This is a genomic window from Paenalcaligenes niemegkensis (genome assembly GCF_022230885.1).
GTDB lineage: Bacteria > Pseudomonadota > Gammaproteobacteria > Burkholderiales > Burkholderiaceae_B > Paenalcaligenes > Paenalcaligenes niemegkensis.
In genome coordinates this window covers 1,155,181-1,170,400 of the sequence record NZ_JAKGCT010000004.1, presented here as the reverse complement: position 1 = coordinate 1,170,400, position 15,220 = coordinate 1,155,181, and the positions used below count along the sequence as shown (strand labels likewise).

Annotated in this window: 16 protein-coding genes, 3 tRNA genes and 2 pseudogenes; 15 read left to right on the top strand and 6 right to left on the bottom strand. The window is 51.6% G+C overall.

Annotation, left to right across the window (positions count from 1 at the left end; translation table 11 throughout):
• Positions 1-259: 259 nt before the first annotated feature.
• From L1889_RS09680 to L1889_RS09665, 4 genes are all read right to left on the bottom strand, one after another.
• Positions 260-631: a DUF4351 domain-containing protein gene (locus L1889_RS09680; protein ID WP_238664952.1), complete on the bottom strand. Its 372-nt coding sequence runs from the start codon at positions 629-631 to the stop codon at positions 260-262.
• A gap of 11 nt (positions 632-642) precedes the next feature.
• Positions 643-1,233 carry an Rpn family recombination-promoting nuclease/putative transposase gene (locus L1889_RS09675; protein WP_238664951.1) on the bottom strand — a complete coding sequence of 197 codons (591 nt, stop codon included), beginning with the start codon at positions 1,231-1,233 and terminating at the stop codon, positions 643-645.
• A 183-nt stretch (positions 1,234-1,416) separates the two neighbouring features.
• Positions 1,417-1,839 (bottom strand): helix-turn-helix domain-containing protein, encoded by a 423-nt coding sequence (locus tag L1889_RS09670; protein ID WP_238664950.1) that lies wholly within the window; start codon positions 1,837-1,839, stop codon positions 1,417-1,419.
• Entirely contained in the window at positions 1,836-2,123 is a 288-nt protein-coding gene (locus L1889_RS09665; RefSeq protein ID WP_238664949.1) for a type II toxin-antitoxin system HigB family toxin, read from the bottom strand. Before L1889_RS09665 ends, L1889_RS09670 begins: the two co-directional genes overlap by 4 nt.
• A gap of 198 nt (positions 2,124-2,321) precedes the next feature.
• Here L1889_RS09665 and L1889_RS09660 point away from each other — a divergent pair, with 198 nt between their 5' ends.
• The gene (locus L1889_RS09660) at positions 2,322-2,507 is read left to right on the top strand and encodes an SDR family NAD(P)-dependent oxidoreductase (protein WP_238664948.1); all 186 of its coding nucleotides are present in this window, start codon (positions 2,322-2,324) and stop codon (positions 2,505-2,507) included.
• Between the two features lie 174 nt (positions 2,508-2,681).
• Here the strand turns inward: L1889_RS09660 and L1889_RS09655 are convergent.
• Both L1889_RS09655 and L1889_RS09650 read right to left on the bottom strand, forming a co-directional pair.
• Positions 2,682-2,767: transfer RNA gene (locus L1889_RS09655), tRNA-Leu, on the bottom strand.
• A gap of 19 nt (positions 2,768-2,786) precedes the next feature.
• Positions 2,787-2,876 (bottom strand) — tRNA-Ser (locus L1889_RS09650).
• A 197-nt stretch (positions 2,877-3,073) separates the two neighbouring features.
• On the opposite strand from L1889_RS09650, the pseudogene L1889_RS09645 reads away from it, so the two are divergent.
• The 14 genes and pseudogenes from L1889_RS09645 (at position 3,074) to nuoF (ending at position 15,208) form a co-directional block, all read left to right on the top strand.
• Positions 3,074-4,053, top strand: a pseudogene (locus tag L1889_RS09645) (NAD(P)H-quinone oxidoreductase).
• Positions 4,054-4,297: 244 nt separating this feature from the next.
• Positions 4,298-5,047, top strand: coding sequence for a triose-phosphate isomerase (gene tpiA, locus L1889_RS09640; RefSeq protein ID WP_238664947.1), 750 nt, complete (start codon positions 4,298-4,300; stop codon positions 5,045-5,047).
• Between the two features lie 16 nt (positions 5,048-5,063).
• Positions 5,064-5,612, top strand: coding sequence for a preprotein translocase subunit SecG (gene secG, locus L1889_RS09635; protein WP_238664946.1), 549 nt, complete (start codon positions 5,064-5,066; stop codon positions 5,610-5,612).
• Positions 5,613-6,000: 388 nt separating this feature from the next.
• Entirely contained in the window at positions 6,001-6,144 is a 144-nt protein-coding gene (locus tag L1889_RS09630) for a hypothetical protein (protein ID WP_238664945.1), read from the top strand.
• On the top strand, positions 6,114-6,482 hold the full coding sequence (locus tag L1889_RS09625) for an acyloxyacyl hydrolase (RefSeq protein ID WP_238664944.1): 369 nt from the start codon (positions 6,114-6,116) through the stop codon (positions 6,480-6,482). Before L1889_RS09630 ends, L1889_RS09625 begins: the two co-directional genes overlap by 31 nt.
• Before the next feature lie 193 nt (positions 6,483-6,675).
• Positions 6,676-6,760 (top strand) — tRNA-Leu (locus L1889_RS09620).
• A 529-nt stretch (positions 6,761-7,289) separates the two neighbouring features.
• Complete coding sequence (locus L1889_RS09615) at positions 7,290-8,477, top strand: porin (RefSeq protein WP_238664943.1); 1,188 nt, start codon at positions 7,290-7,292, stop codon at positions 8,475-8,477.
• Positions 8,478-8,662: 185 nt separating this feature from the next.
• Positions 8,663-10,152: pseudogene (locus L1889_RS09610) on the top strand (NCS1 family nucleobase:cation symporter-1).
• A gap of 265 nt (positions 10,153-10,417) precedes the next feature.
• On the top strand, positions 10,418-10,777 hold the full coding sequence (locus tag L1889_RS09600; RefSeq protein WP_238664940.1) for an NADH-quinone oxidoreductase subunit A: 360 nt from the start codon (positions 10,418-10,420) through the stop codon (positions 10,775-10,777).
• Positions 10,778-10,934: 157 nt separating this feature from the next.
• Positions 10,935-11,411 (top strand): NuoB/complex I 20 kDa subunit family protein, encoded by a 477-nt coding sequence (locus L1889_RS09595; protein ID WP_238664939.1) that lies wholly within the window; start codon positions 10,935-10,937, stop codon positions 11,409-11,411.
• Between the two features lie 35 nt (positions 11,412-11,446).
• The gene (locus tag L1889_RS09590; RefSeq protein ID WP_238664938.1) at positions 11,447-12,058 is read left to right on the top strand and encodes an NADH-quinone oxidoreductase subunit C; all 612 of its coding nucleotides are present in this window, start codon (positions 11,447-11,449) and stop codon (positions 12,056-12,058) included.
• A gap of 7 nt (positions 12,059-12,065) precedes the next feature.
• Entirely contained in the window at positions 12,066-13,319 is a 1,254-nt protein-coding gene (locus L1889_RS09585) for an NADH-quinone oxidoreductase subunit D (RefSeq protein ID WP_238664937.1), read from the top strand.
• Positions 13,320-13,349: 30 nt separating this feature from the next.
• Positions 13,350-13,844: an NADH-quinone oxidoreductase subunit NuoE gene (nuoE, locus tag L1889_RS09580; RefSeq protein WP_238664936.1), complete on the top strand. Its 495-nt coding sequence runs from the start codon at positions 13,350-13,352 to the stop codon at positions 13,842-13,844.
• A complete protein-coding gene (gene nuoF, locus L1889_RS09575; protein ID WP_238664935.1) occupies positions 13,841-15,208 on the top strand; it encodes an NADH-quinone oxidoreductase subunit NuoF in 1,368 nt (455 codons plus the stop codon). The genes nuoE and nuoF overlap by 4 nt, the downstream gene beginning before the upstream one ends.
• Positions 15,209-15,220 lie beyond the last annotated feature (12 nt).

The following is a 15,220-nucleotide window of genomic DNA, read 5'->3' as shown; positions in this document are numbered from 1 at the left end:
CTGGTGATGGCCTGTGCACCGGTTGGTGTGTGGGCTTTAAATGCCATAAGGTGCGTTGTGCCTTGTGGCATTTTTGCGTTTGGGCGTACAGGGTTTCGAGGTGCTTTAGCGCTCTCTTTTTCCTGCTTCCCTTGCGGGGCGCGGCGCTCCCCGATGCGCTCGCTCGGAAAGGGGCGAGCGGACTTAGGGTGTGTAAATAGATACAGGTCTGTGGATGGCGTAGCCGTGGGTAAACGCGCTATGCCAATATATCGGCAGCTTAAGCGAAGACGTCTTCGATGCACTGGGCATCTAGCACGTTTAATGTCCATGCTTGTAGTTGCCCGGCGTCAACTTGTGAGAGTTGCGACTGATACTGAGAAGGTAGAGCACCGAATTTGCGCTCGAACATGCGTAATAGTGTTTGTCGCTGCTGCTCCAGGCCAATCTGTTCGGCATTCTGAAACCCAATCTGTTCACCCTTTTGTAATCCGATTTGCTCGCCTTCATGACGAGCGTAGTCGATCATGTCTTCGGCATCGACCAGGGCTTGTTCGCGTCGCTCGGCAGCCAGGCGTATTTCTTCGTCGGCATACAGGGTTTCCAGGTGCTTTAGCGCTTCTTTGACGGGTGGATGGGTGATGGTGTCCATGGCGGCCTCGTTCAGGTTGTGCAATAGGCAGGTGATCCAGGCTTGTAGCGGTGCGGGGGTTGTTGCCGCTTTTCAGCCTTGCTTAACTCAATTATATGCACTTGTAGCGCGGGACCCAACTGGACGTGTGGGAGTTCCTCGTCGCGTAGCGTGAAGCGCCAGCAAGCTTTGTCTGGATGCTCATCGAACAGGTCATGTACCAGCAGGCTGATGCCGATAGCTGGCTTTAATAGTCTGTAGTCCTGGCCTACTTGCAACTGGCTTGCCAGACTACGTGCTACGCCGTAAATATTACGTTGAGGCCAGTGCAGAAATCGCTGTAATTGCATTTCTATACCCAGGCGTTGGCCGTCGGCATCTTCAGCCAGTATGTCTAGCACAATGTTTTTGCCGGATAATTCTTCGGGCAGGATATGGGGATTTAATACACGCCGAACCGTGATGGGCGGTGCGGGATGTAGCACGGCATTGATCAGGTCCGTTAGCAGGGGAAGGTGCTTGGCGAACAGGATTTTGAAGACCAGATCGTTGCACAGTGATAGGCCGGGTGTGGATGTTTCTGGGCTGCTGGCTACCGAAACCAGAGAAGGTGAGGATTGCATGTTCGCCAACCAATGAGTTTACAAACACACAATCTAAAGCAGGCGCTTCGTAAATAAAATTAGGCGGATTTGTCCAGCTGGATCGTTAGGTCAGGTGTATCTTGGAGTTCACGCTTTGTGTTGTTTTGGTTTCGGCGATCTCGTCCGCACGCCCCTCTCCGATGCCGCCCGTGCCGCGCTGCTTTAATGCGCCTGATCAGCAGGCTCAATGAACAGGTCGGCACTGACGTGGAACCGCGCTACCAGAGCGGCAATCTGACGAGTATTCAGCATTCGTCGCCCTGAGAGAATTTCGGATACGACACCCTGACTGCCGATTTCCGGTAACGCGGCCTGGGACAATCCGTGCTGCTCCATGAAAAAGCGCAGCATCTCGCGCGGAGGCAGCGCTGGCTGAGGGTGGTGTTTGTCGTCGTAGTCGGCAATCAGACCACTAACGAGTCCAAACAGACCGGATAGTTCTCCATTCTTTCCTGCCAGTCCACTTTCAATTAAGGCATCAGCCAGATCGACCATGCGGTGATAGCCCGCCTCATCATGAATGGGATCAATACCAGTCGCCCCTTGCAGAGCGGCCCAACTGCTTCTGATATCGTTCAGGTTCATTTTTTCCAATCTCCTTTGTCGTATTCAGTGTGTGTTAACACGTGCTTGATGTAAGCCATCTGATGTGCCGAATGCAGGAATGCAATCAGACGGTACTTATTGCCGCCAATGTTGAATACATACAAATCACCCACCCTGTCCACGCTGCCGAACTGCCGACGCAGGGCAGCGAAGCCGCTGAAAACATGAGACTCCATCGCCTTGCGCCAGGCTTGCAGCGGACCACCGGCGTCTGGGTATGGAGCAGAAAAATCAATTAGTCGACGGTTTGTGATGACTCTCACTTGATGATTATCTCAATTTGAGATAGCAAATGCAATGCTTGTTTAATCTCGACTGTCATGTGCGTATTACCTCAGATCTAATTTAAATAACTGTCACGCTAAGGCGCGGTTTCACGCTGTGTGTCTTTAAAAGGAGCTGCGGTCCATTATGCAGAAGCCGATAGTTAATGTCCGGTCTGGGTAGGTTGAAAATGTCCGATGCAAGGTATCTATTCCTCCACCAGGTTTGCCGTATGTGCACTTACTCAGGCTGCCGCCCGCGAACTTGCGGCCGACGACATCACCGTCAACGCCTATTGCGCGGGTGTCCCTGCTGGCGGGTCCCGACGCCGACTACACGGCATGGCAGCACCGTTGATCGATGGCGGGATGGTCTCCCGTTAAATATCTGATCACGGAATCAACGCAAGCCCATGCCCATGATGCCCGCAAAGCGGCAGAAGAAAGTCCCCTAAAAACACACAGACCTGTTTCTTGCAGGCACAAAAAAGGCTCCTTGCGGAGCCTGAATTGCGTTTCATCCTGCATAGCGGGTTAGAGCTACTTACCATCAATAGATGGTGCACCCACCCGGAATCGAACCGGGACGACCAGAGGTCGAGAGATTTTAAGTCTCTTGCGTCTACCTATTCCGCCATGGGTGCGGATTTTCAAACTAGTGTATGGCGGAAGCGGTGAGATTCGAACTCACGGATGGGTTACCCCATCGCTGGTTTTCAAGACCAGTCCATTCAACCGCTCTGGCACGCTTCCTTTGGCAAATTTCCACGGCCGGGTAGGGCGTGCGTACTAAGAGCCGTGTGGAAAATTAAGCATAGGCACTTTTGATGCCCCTGTGTAATTTGCCACTAAAGGGCAAGACTATACCGTACTTTTTTGTTTTGTCACACCTAGTTCGCGAGGGGGCTGAATCGAATACACTGATCACGACAATGCTAAAGGAGTTTGTAATGAAAGCTGTGGAAATTTCTCAACCTGGTGGTCCCGAAGTTCTGATGCTTGTTGAGCGTCCTATGCCTGAGCCCGGCGCGGGGCAGGTGCTGATTAAGATACATGCAGCGGGGGTGAATCGCCCTGATGTCATGCAGCGCAAAGGTATTTATCCGCCTCCGCCGGGAGCTTCCGACTTGCCTGGCCTTGAAGTGGCGGGCGAAATTGCAGGGGGAGATCTTGACGGTACGGGTTTCGCGTTGGGTGACAAGGTGTGTGCCTTGGTTGCCGGTGGCGGATACGCTGAGTTTTGCGTAGTCGACGCTGGCCATTGTTTGCCTATTCCCGCCGGTTTGGGTTACGTTGAAGCGGCAGGATTGCCGGAGACCTTTTTACGGTTTGGAGCAATGTGTTTGATCGTGCAGGGCTGAAAGGGACAGAGTCACTTTTGGTGCACGGCGGTGCTAGCGGGATCGGAACGACGGCTATTCAGTTGGCTGTAGCCCGTGGGCATAAGGTTTTTGCAACAGTGGGAAGCGATGAGCGGGTGGCTGCGGTGGAGGGCCTGGGCGCGACTGGTATTAATTACCGCACGCAGCAATTTGAAGATGTTGTCAAAGAGTCCACCGATGGCAAGGGTGTGGATGTCATTCTTGATATGGTGGCGGGAGATTACATTAATCGCGATATTAAGTGTTTGGCTAACGATGGCCGAATTGTGATTATTGCGTTGCAGGGTGGTGTTAAGGCGCAGATTGATTTTTCTCAGGTGCTGACCCGCCGTCTGGTAATTACGGGTTCTACGCTGCGCCCACGTACTAGTGAGTTCAAATCCGGTATTGCAGCAAGTTTGCAGACAGAAGTGTGGCCTTTGCTGGAGTCAGGGAAGCTCAAGCCTTTGATTTACGCCACCTTTGACTTGGAGCAGGCGAGCGATGCGCATGTGATGATGGATGCGGGCGAACAAATCGGGAAGATCATTCTTAAAGTGACACACTAGTCTCCATTGTCATGTGGGAAGTGAGGGGTGGCATGGACACTACGATGTGGCCACTCCTTTTCAATACCTGGCCTGGAAAAAGTAATGACCACTCTCTTTTCAAAGCATAATAAAATTGTGTTTATTTTCGACAGGTATTAGGTGCATAACAGCGCATCGCGCTACAATGCTCGGTTGACTGATTTAATAGCGTTGTTATGCCATTGTTTTCTTGGGCTACTTCGCAGTTTTTTCCCCGAGGGCAATGACAAATCACGTAGCTCGTAAACGCCTGGTAATGGGCAACTGGAAGATGAATGCGTCGCTTGAGGCGAACGCATCTTTGCTTAATGCATTACTCAGCTCGCCGCCATGTGCAGAGTCGGTTGAGGTTGCTGTTTGTGTCCCATTCCCTTATTTGGCGCAAGTGCAGGCGGCGTTGTTTGGCTCTGCTATTCAATGGGGCGCGCAAGATGTAAGCTCCGAGAGCCAGGGCGCATACACCGGTGAAACGTCGGCCCAGATGCTGCGTGACTTTGCTTGTGAGTGGGTGCTTGTGGGTCACTCCGAGCGCCGTCTGCGTCATGCTGAAAGTCATGAGGCTGTAGCGTTAAAGGCGGTCCAGGCCTTGAATGCAGGGCTTACTCCTGTGTTCTGTGTGGGTGAAACCGATGAGCAGCACGAGGCTGGCGAGACAGAAGCTGTGGTGTTGGCGCAACTTCAGCCTTTGCTCGACCTTGCGGCCGCGTCTGTATCCGGCGTCGTAGTGGCTTACGAGCCAGTGTGGGCCATTGGTACGGGTAAAAGTGCGACACCAGAGCAGGCTCAGCATGTGCATGCGTACATTCGCAGTTTGCTGAAGCAGGGCGGTGCCGGTCAAGTTCGAATTTTATATGGCGGTAGTGTGAATGGCACTAACGCTTCTCAATTGTTTGCCATGCCCGATATCGACGGCGCGTTGGTGGGTGGTGCGGCGCTTAATGCCGAAGAATTTTTACGTATAGCGGCCGTGTAGGCCTCGGAGTCTTTAAATGTTAACGCTGTCATCAATGTTGCAAGCGGTACAGGTTATTTCCTCGCTTGCCATTATCGCTCTGGTTTTGCTGCAACAAGGTAAAGGGGCCGATATGGGTTCCGCTTTTGGCGGCGGCTCAGCTGGTAGTATGTTCGGTTCCGCCGGTGCGGCAAACTTTTTGTCACGGATGACAAAATGGGCGGCTATTGTGTTTTTTGTTTCGACGGGTTCTCTTGCGTGGCAGGCACATAGGCCAGCAGCCCAAGAGGCGGGTGGTGTGATGCACGGATTTGAGTCGGTGGTTCCTGGTATGGTCGCGCCAGTGCCTAGCGTTCCGCAGGCGCCAGATGCCAGTGTTCCGGCTGTACCCGCTGTGCCTGCGACACCAGAGATCCCCGCCACACCTGAGGTGCCCTCTGCTCAGCAGGCTCCTGAAGTTAACGATAACGCAGCTGCTGAAGAGCCTACGGATGTGGCGCCTGATGCCACGTCTGAAGAAGCTCCGCAAGAAGCAGGGCAGCAAGAGTCCGAGTCGCCTGCAGCCGGGACTACGCCGACCGAGTGATAGTGTCGCGTGCTTGTCACGCGACACTATCATTACGTTTTAGATAGTTCTATTACAGCTAAATAGTCTGATTTAGGTGTAAGCTTTAAAGCCGATGTCTCCTGTTGGGGTGTCGGCTTTTTTGTTATCCCTTCGTGTAAGAAATTTTCGTCCTTCATGCTGATAGTGGTGTTTGGCAATTAACCGATTCCGCTCTTGGCATGGCGTTGATGAATGATTTGATGTTCAATAGCTTCATCATGTTCTGATGAGCAGACGGCAAAGGTTTATTGCCATTCAAAATAACGAATAAGGAAAGTCTGATGGTAGACACGCAGCAAGTCGGTGAGCTAAAGCGCAGAGTTTCTACGGTAAAAAAACGTTGCTGGGGGTTGGGGTGGCGAGTGCGATGGCGATGGCGTCTCCTTCGCTAATGGCGCAAGATGAGCAGGGCGTAAGTGTGCGCTACGGCTTAGGTGATGATTACAAGCGCATCGAGGCGGCTTGGAACAGCCGCACCTTGTGGTCTACGGACCTTTTGGCCGTCCTCTAAACCTTCAGGCAGAAGTAGGGCTCGCGTATTGGCATGCAAAAAGAAGCAGCTCGTCGTCCAGTGTGTGGCAGTTAACGGCTACCCCCATGCTTAGATACTGGGTTTCCGAGCGTTGGTATCTGGAAGCAGGTATAGGCCCGTCGGTATTTTCTTCCGTTAAGTTTGCCGGCAAGCGCATGGGCACGGCATTCCAGTTCGCTGACCAGGTTGGGGTAGGTGTACGCATAACCGATAACCAGCGCCTTAGCTTGAGGTATTCGCATTATTCGAATGCAAGCATTAAGAAACCTAATCCCGGGCTTGATCTTCTGCAGCTTAGCTATACCTTCAATTTTTAAGTAATAGAATGCTTATTAACGTTTAAGAGTGGTTTGGGGCATTTGCAGACTGGCATGAATTGTTGCGTGGTTGGTGCATCATTTGCTTGTTATTTCTTAATAAAGCATTAAATTCGAACGGTACGGCTTGCTATATGGGTTTTTCGTGCTAGAATACCGCTCTTACTTGCTTTTATATGTTTTTGAAAGCACTGCCGACGTGGTGGAATTGGTAGACACGCTATCTTGAGGGGGTAGTGGCGAAAGCTATGCGAGTTCGATTCTCGCCGTCGGCACCAAGCAGTTTTAGCGTTACGCTAAAGAAAAAATTAACCGAGCCCAGGCTCGGTTTTTTTGTGTCTGCTACTTTCTGGGAAGGTGTGTGCGGGTAGCTCGCCGCTTTTGAGGGTTGCTTCGGTGATAGTGACTTGCAATGTGGGGTCAGCTTAGCTGCATAGGAGCTCAGTATTTGGAGTGAGTGTCTCCAGGCAGCGTGTAATGGCAAAATTAAAATTTAAATAAAAATCCATATAATTCAATTGTTTAGAGCATAAATCTAAGTTTTTGCTTCAAAGTATTTTGATGCCAGGCTGAGGCAATATTGATGCAAGGGTAAACCCTAGGTTTGTGGCACCATTTCCACTGTTTTGTGGCTTATTGGCTACAGAAAGAGAGCGATCTGACTGTTAAAGCACACAAACAATGGTCAAGGAGCCGGAAGTTTGATGCAATAGCTTCAACTTCCCATTGCGGAGTTAGAAAGAGCAGCAGCACACAAGGTTGTTGGGCTGCTCTGATTTACTCAAAAAATCCACGGAGATTTCTTACATGAAAAAGACTCTGCTAGCTGCTGCTCTGATGGTCGGTTTCGCCGGCGTCGCTCAGGCAGACACATCTGTAACACTGTACGGTATTCTTGACGGCGGTATTGGTTACAACAAGATCAAAGGTTCGGCTCTTCCTGGCGTCGATGACAATGGTCGCACCCTTAACCCATACGCAGCAGACGGTCGTGTTGGTTTTGATGCCAAGCGTACAGGTATGATCAATGGTATTCAGTCTGGCAACCGTTGGGGTCTAAAAGGCTCCGAAGATTTGGGTAACGGTCTGCGCGCTGTATTCCAACTCGAGAGCGGTTTTAACCTGGGTACAGGTAACTCGGCTCAAAGCGGTCGTTTGTTTGGACGTCAAGCCACTCTAGGTTTGGCTGGCGATAGCTGGGGTCAATTAGATTTCGGTCGTCAAACTAACATCGCTTCCAAGTACTTCGGTGCTATCGATCCTTTCGCTTTGGGCTTTGACCAGGCTAACCTGGGTGGCGTAATTTCGGCTGCTAACACCGCACGTTACGACAACATGGTCATGTACCAAACACCTAACTTCTCTGGCTTCCAGTTTGGTGTTGGCTACTCCTTCAACGTAGACGGCGACCAAGATCCTAAATGGAATGTTGGTGGTGTTCAGGATCCTGACGATAACAAAAAAGCCTGGACTACAGGTTTACGTTACGCCAACGGTCCTATCAATGTTGCTTTGACCTATGACCAGTTCAAAGACAACAATGGTATTCAAGAAGTTGGTACTGGCGGTGTAACAGCTAAGAGCTGGAACCTCGGTGGTGCTTACGACTTTGAAGTTGTAAAACTGCACTTGGCTGGTGGCCAAACTCGCCACGGTATGTTTGCAACACAAACCTATGCTGGCGAAGCTTTCCTTCCTAGCTTCCAAGGTTTGGACGGCTTGAAAGTTAACTCCTACATGGTTGGCCTGAGCGCTCCTGTCGGTGCTGGTAACGTCATGGCGTCTTGGACTATGGGCGATATCCGCTCAGCGCCAGATCGCAATGCTGCTGCTGATTCTGAGTTCAAAAACCAGAACACATACAGCTTGGGTTACACACACCCACTGTCCAAACGCACCAACGTGTACGCCATTGGTTCTTACGCCAAAAACGTACATTTCGCACCTGATGCGAAATCCACGCTGGTTGGTTTAGGCCTGCGTCACCAGTTCTAATTATGCGCGTAGGCAACTACGCACATAAGAGCCTGGCTTGCTAGGCTCACAGAACTTGCAAGCTTGCTTGCATTAGAAGCCACTCTTCGGAGTGGCTTTTTTGCGTCTGTCTTGGCGTTTTCCATGGTGGTGGAGGCAGGCTTTGGCTCGTATAGTTGTGACGTGAAAGTCTCTTTTATTGCTGAATGCCTGCATTAGCGTATCAAACCCGACTCGGAGGAGCTATGGAGCATCACGACTTGCAGTTGATTGATCCTCATCCATCATTGCATAACGCCGACCTGGAGCCGCTGGCGCGGCACAAAAGGGTGTGGGGCTGGTTCGAAATCTTCAATGTCTGGACAAACGATATCCAAAGTCTGTTTGGCTATACACTGGCGGCCACCCTGTTTATTTCCTATGGCCTGAATGGCTGGGCGGTGTTCGCCGGTATTTTGCTGTCTGGCTTTATAGTGATGTTTCTGGTTAATTTAAGCGGCCGGCCGAGCGTCTTGTACGGAGTGCCTTACCCTGTAATCGCCCGCCTCAGCATGGGGGTGCGAGGGGCTAATTTTCCTGCACTGGTGCGCGGTATTGTGGCTATTTTTTGGTATGGTGTGCAAACCTACTTTGCCTCTACCGCGATGGCTTTGCTGCTGAACGCGGTGCTCGGAACGCCTGGCGGAGGAACCTTCCTGGGGCTTGACTGGGTGGGGTGGGTCTCATACGTGCTGGTGTGCGTGTTGCAGCTGGGGATTTTCCTGATGGGGATCAGTTGGATCACGCGTTTTCTGAATTTGGCGGGGCCGCTGGTCTACGCGGTAATGGTCGCGTTGTTGTGCGTGATTTGGTATAAGGCCGGCCCGGGGCTGCTGTCTGAGGTAGGCAGGATTTTTGCGGGGCAGGGAACTTACCAGGGCGGGCCGATTATGGCCTTTGGGTCAGTGGTCGGCACGATGGTGGCTTACTTTGCTGCGGTGGTCATTAACTATGGGGATTTCTCGCGCTTTGTGAAAGACGAGCGCAGCATGCGTATTGGCAACTTTCTGGGGTTGCCTGTCAGCCTGGCCGTGTTTTCGTTTTTGGCCTTGTTTATTACGGCAGGGACGGCGGTGCTTTTTGGCGAAACGCTGACAAATCCCAGTGATATCGTGGCCAGGGTAGATAATCTTTGGCTTACCGTTATCGCTGCGCTTACGTTTTTTGCTGCAACGGTAGGTATTAACCTGGTGGCAAACTTCATACCCCCGCCTTTGATTTGGCTAATTTGCATCCTGCGCGGATCAGCGCCAAGATGGGTGGCTTTATTACAGCTGTTATCGCGTTTTTTATTGGTGCTTTATGGCTCCCCTTGATTAGTGCTATAGGAATAACGGGCTTTGTAGACACGCTCGGCGCGTTGTTGGCACCGCTTTATGGCATCATGATTGTCGACTTTTATCTGATCCGTAAGCAGCGTGTGGTGCTGCAAGATCTGTTTAGCATGGATGCGCAGGGTACCTATTATTTCAACGGCGGCTGGAACAGGCGGGCGATGTTGGCTTTTGCCTGCGCTGCGGTATTTTCAGTTTCCACTGTCTGGGTACCGGTGTTATCAGATTTGGCCGGCTATGGATGGCTGATAGGGGCATGTCTTGGGGGCCTGTTACACTACTTGGTGATGCGAACGCATGCGCTGGAGCGCATAATATCTTAATGGGGCATCCGCTTTTAATCGACAGAAGGCATCTGGGTTAAGAGGCGAAAAGCGTTGTTGTTACAAAAAATAGTGCAACGAATGGTTCGTCCAGTATAGTTGTAATATTGATACACTACCGCTGCGAGCCTTGATCCTCAAGGCTCCTGCGGCTTGCCTATACATCACTGCCGGGTACCTTGGTTTCTCTCGGGGTTATCCCCTTAAACTCTACTCGCAAAATGCTACAATCCAAGAGTTTATTTACTGCGATTGGGTGCTTTGCATGAACCTGCAACAATACTTTCCCGTGCTTCTGTTTATTCTCGTTGCGACGGGCATTGGTTTGGCTCTGCTGACGGCAGGGCGTATTCTTGGTCCTAATCGTCCTTACGATGAAAAACTATCACCTTACGAGTGTGGGTTTGAGGCGTTTGACGACTCTCGCATGAAGGTCGACATCCGTTACTACCTTATTGCTATTTTGTTCATCATGTTCGATCTGGAAATTGCATTTTTGTTTCCCTGGGCAATAGCGAACGGCACCGTAGGCATTGTCGGTTTTTGGTCTGTTATGGTGTTTCTGGCGATACTTACCGTTGGCTTCATCTACGAGTGGAAAAGAGGCGCTCTCGACTGGGAGTAAGCCTGTAGTTACATATCGGCGTATAGGCAGCGTGCATAGGTACGGTTTAGCTTAACGCCAAGAATCTCTGCCCCGGAAAACCTCCAGTAGCAGACCTGACAGTAAAAGGTGCTAGGTACAAGTTGTGGTGCTTGGCGCTTGGGTAAAGGCAAATAATATGGCTATCGACGGCATTCTAAAAGAAGGTTTTATTACTACCAGTGCAGACAAGGTTCTGAACTGGGCTAAAACGGGTTCCATGTGGCCCATGACTTTCGGCCTGGCCTGTTGTGCGGTCGAGATGATGCACGCTGGCGCAGCCCGTTATGATCTTGACCAGTTTGGCATCATCTTCAGGCCCAGCCCGCGCCAGTCTGATCTCATGATCGTGGCGGGTACTTTGTGCAACAAAATGGGGCCGGCCTTACGCAAGGTTTATGACCAGATGGCAGAGCCGCGTTGGGTGGTCTCAATGGGGTCCTGTGCCAATGGTGGCGGTTACTACCATTATTCATACTCTGTAGTGCGTGGATGTGATCGTATCGTTCCTGTAGATATCTATGTGCCAGGGTGCCCTCCAACTTCCGAGGCATTGGTCTACGGTTTGTTGCAGTTGCAAAACAAAATTCGTTTAACCAACACCATTGCGCGTTAAGCGTCTGGCCCATTCACTAGGTAGAAATTAGTACTATGACACGGCTTGAAACGCTACAAAAAAATCTACTGACGGTGTTTGGCGACGATGCGTCGCTAAGCTTGTCTCACGATGAGCTCACACTCGAAGTCCCTGTCGACGCCTGGATCGAAACCTGTACTGCATTGCGTGATCATAACGATCTTGGTTTTGAAATCTGTATCGACCTTTGTGGTATCGATTACTCAGGCTGGCGTGCGCCGACCTTTGAATTCGACTCCACGCTGTTTCCGCACCGCTTTGCCGTTGTGATTCACCTGCTGTCCGTGAAGCACAACTGGCGCATGCGTGTACGAACCTTTGTGCCTGGCGATGACTTTCCTGTTTTGCCTACTCTGTTTAGTGTGTGGCCCACTGTTAACTGGTTTGAACGCGAGGCCTTTGATCTCTACGGGATCATCTTTGAAGGGCATCCTGACCTCCGCCGCATTCTTACCGACTACGGTTTTATTGGACACCCCTTCCGCAAAGATTTCCCCATTTCCGGCTACGTGGAAATGCGCTACGACGTAGAGCAAAAGCGTGTGGTTTACCAGCCGGTAACAATCGAACCGCGTGAGATCACTCCGCGAGTTGTTCGTGAAGATGATTACGGAGTAGGGCGCTAAGAGCATCATGGCTGAAATTCAAAACTACACATTAAACTTTGGTCCTCAGCATCCGGCCGCTCACGGCGTATTGCGCCTTGTGCTTGAGCTGGACGGCGAGGTCATTCAGCGGGCCGATCCTCATATTGGCCTGTTGCATCGCGCTACCGAAAAGCTCGCCGAGCACCGTACCTATCTGCAGGCGTTGCCATACATGGACCGTCTGGATTACGTGTCCATGATGGTTAACGAACACGCTTATTGCCTGGCAGTCGAACGCCTGCTTGGTGTTGATGTGCCGTTGCGTGCCCAGTACATTCGCGTCATGTTTGACGAAGTCACGCGCATACTCAATCACCTGATGTCCATCGGTTCGCATGCGCTTGATGTAGGTGCCATGGCGGTCTTTCTGTACGCCTTCCGCGAACGTGAAGACCTGATGGATGCTTACGAGGCTGTGTCTGGTGCCCGTCTGCATGCCGCCTACTATCGTCCTGGTGGCGTTTATCGCGATTTGCCAGATCAGATGGCTCAGTATCAGGGTAACAAGTACCGAAGCACGAAAGAGCTTAACGCGATGAACGACGCCCGCTCAGGGTCGCTGCTTGATTTCCTCGAAGATTTCACGAATCGCTTTCCTGCCTGTGTAGACGAGTACGAAACTCTGCTCACCGATAACCGTATCTGGAAACAGCGCTTGGTTGATGTGGGTGTGGTGACTGCTGACCGTGCCAAGGCACTCGGTTTTACCGGTCCCATGCTGCGAGGCTCCGGTGTCGAGTGGGACGTACGGCGGACTCAACCCTACGAGGTCTATGATCGTGTTGATTTTGACATTCCTGTCGGAACCAATGGCGATTGCTATGACCGTTACCTGGTTCGTATTGCCGAGATGCGCGAAAGTAATCGCATCATCCGTCAATGCATAGAGTGGCTTCGTCATAACAAGGGACCGGTTATTACGGGTAACCGCAAGGTTGCACCACCTAGCCGAGAGAACATGAAGACCGGCATGGAAGACCTTATTCACCATTTCAAACTCTTCTCAGAGGGAATGCACGTTCCGCCAGGCGAAGTCTATGCCGGTGTTGAGCACCCTAAAGGTGAGTTCGGTATTTATATGGTGTCCGACGGTGCCAACAAACCTTATCGCATGAAAATTCGTGCTCCTGGGTTCGTGCACCTGCAGGCTCTTGATGAAATGTCGCGCGGGCACATGATCGCCGACGCGGTAACTATTATCGGCACGCAAGACATTGTGTTTGGCGAGATCGACCGCTGAGGCGGCGCCACGGAACAACGGAATCAAATTATGCTGCTTTCCGAAAAAGCTTATCAACGTATCGACCGGGAGTTAAGTAAATTCCCTGAAGATCAAAGGCGTTCAGCCATTATGGCGTCGCTTACTATTGCCCAAGAAGAAAAGGGCTGGGTTTCGCCTGACATTATTGAAGATGTCGCTACCTACCTTGGGGTGCCGCCTATCGCGGTCCAAGAGATAGCGACCTTCTACAACATGTTCCACACCAAGCCCGTGGGCAAGTTCACTATCTCTGTATGTACAAACCTGCCTTGTGCGTTGCGCGAAGGCGAGAAGTCGGGCGAGTACCTGAAAGAAAAGTTAGGTATCGAGTACGGTGAAACCACCGCTGACGGCATGTTTTCCCTGGTAATGGGCGAATGCATGGGGTCCTGTGGAGACGCACCCGTTATGTTGGTCAACAATCAGCATATGTGCGTACACATGGAGTCCGAGCGCATTGATGCCATGCTCGACGAGCTCAAGAAACACGGAGAATCGGCATGAGTGCACCTGATATTCTCAAAAAGCTGGCGCAAGGGCTAGAGCCTGATCCAGGCCAAGATCTTTCACGCAGCATGATTTTTCATGGTCGCCATATCCAGCCCCAGATGCTTGACGGGCTGGACGGAAACAATTGGGGCCTGGACGATTACGTTAAGCGCGGTGGTTATGAAGCGCTGCGCAAAATTTTAAGCACAGGGATGACGCCTGATGACGTTATTGCCGAGATCAAAGCGTCCTCGCTTCGTGGCCGTGGTGGTGCAGGTTTCCCCACAGGCCTGAAGTGGAGCTTCATGCCGCGCACCTTGCCGGGCCAGAAGTATCTGGTCTGCAACTCTGACGAGGGCGAGCCCGGTACATTCAAAGACCGCGACCTGTTGCGCTTTAACCCGCACATCGTGATTGAAGGGATGGCTATTGCTGCTTATGCAATGGGCATCAGCGTTGGCTATAACTACATTCACGGTGAGATCTTCGAGGTCTATCAGCGCTTTGAAGAAGCCCTGGACCAGGCTCGTGCAGCGGGCTTCCTTGGCGAGAAAATCCTGGGCTCTGAATTTAACTTCGAGCTCTATGCCTTTCATGGCTACGGTGCCTATATTTGTGGTGAAGAAACAGCGTTGCTTGAATCGCTCGAAGGCAAGAAAGGCCAGCCGCGCTTCAAGCCGCCATTTCCGGCCAGTTTTGGCCTTTACGGCAAGCCCACCACCATTAACAACACCGAAACCTTCGCGTCGGTACCCTGGATTATCCGTAATAGCGGCCAAGAGTACCTGGATATCGGTGTGCCCAATGCCGGCGGCACTAAAATCTTTTCGATTTCCGGTGACGTTCAACGGCCTGGTAACTACGAAGTGCCCCTGGGTACGCCATTTTCCACTTTGCTTGAATTGGCGGGCGGAATGCGTGAAGGACGTGTCTTGAAAGCTGTCATTCCTGGTGGCTCATCCGCGCCGGTTTTGCCGGCCGAGATCATGATGCAGACTAACCTTGATTACGACTCTATTGCGAAAGCAGGGTCCATGTTGGGGTCGGGCGCTGTCATTGTCATGGACGACACACGCTGCATGGTGAAAAGCCTTTTGCGTCTTTCGTATTTTTACTATCACGAAAGTTGTGGTCAATGTACGCCTTGTCGTGAAGGTACGGGTTGGCTGTGGCGCATGGTTCATCGTATTGAGAATGGTAAGGGTCGTCTTGAAGACCTGGACCTGCTCGATGAAATCGCTCAAAACATTATGGGTCGTACCATTTGTGCTTTGGGCGACGCTGCCGCGCTGCCAGTACGTAGTTTTGTTAAGCATTTCCGCGACGAGTTCGCACACCACATCGAGCATAAAAGCTGTGTGGTGCCCCAATATTTGTAGGCTCAGGACAAA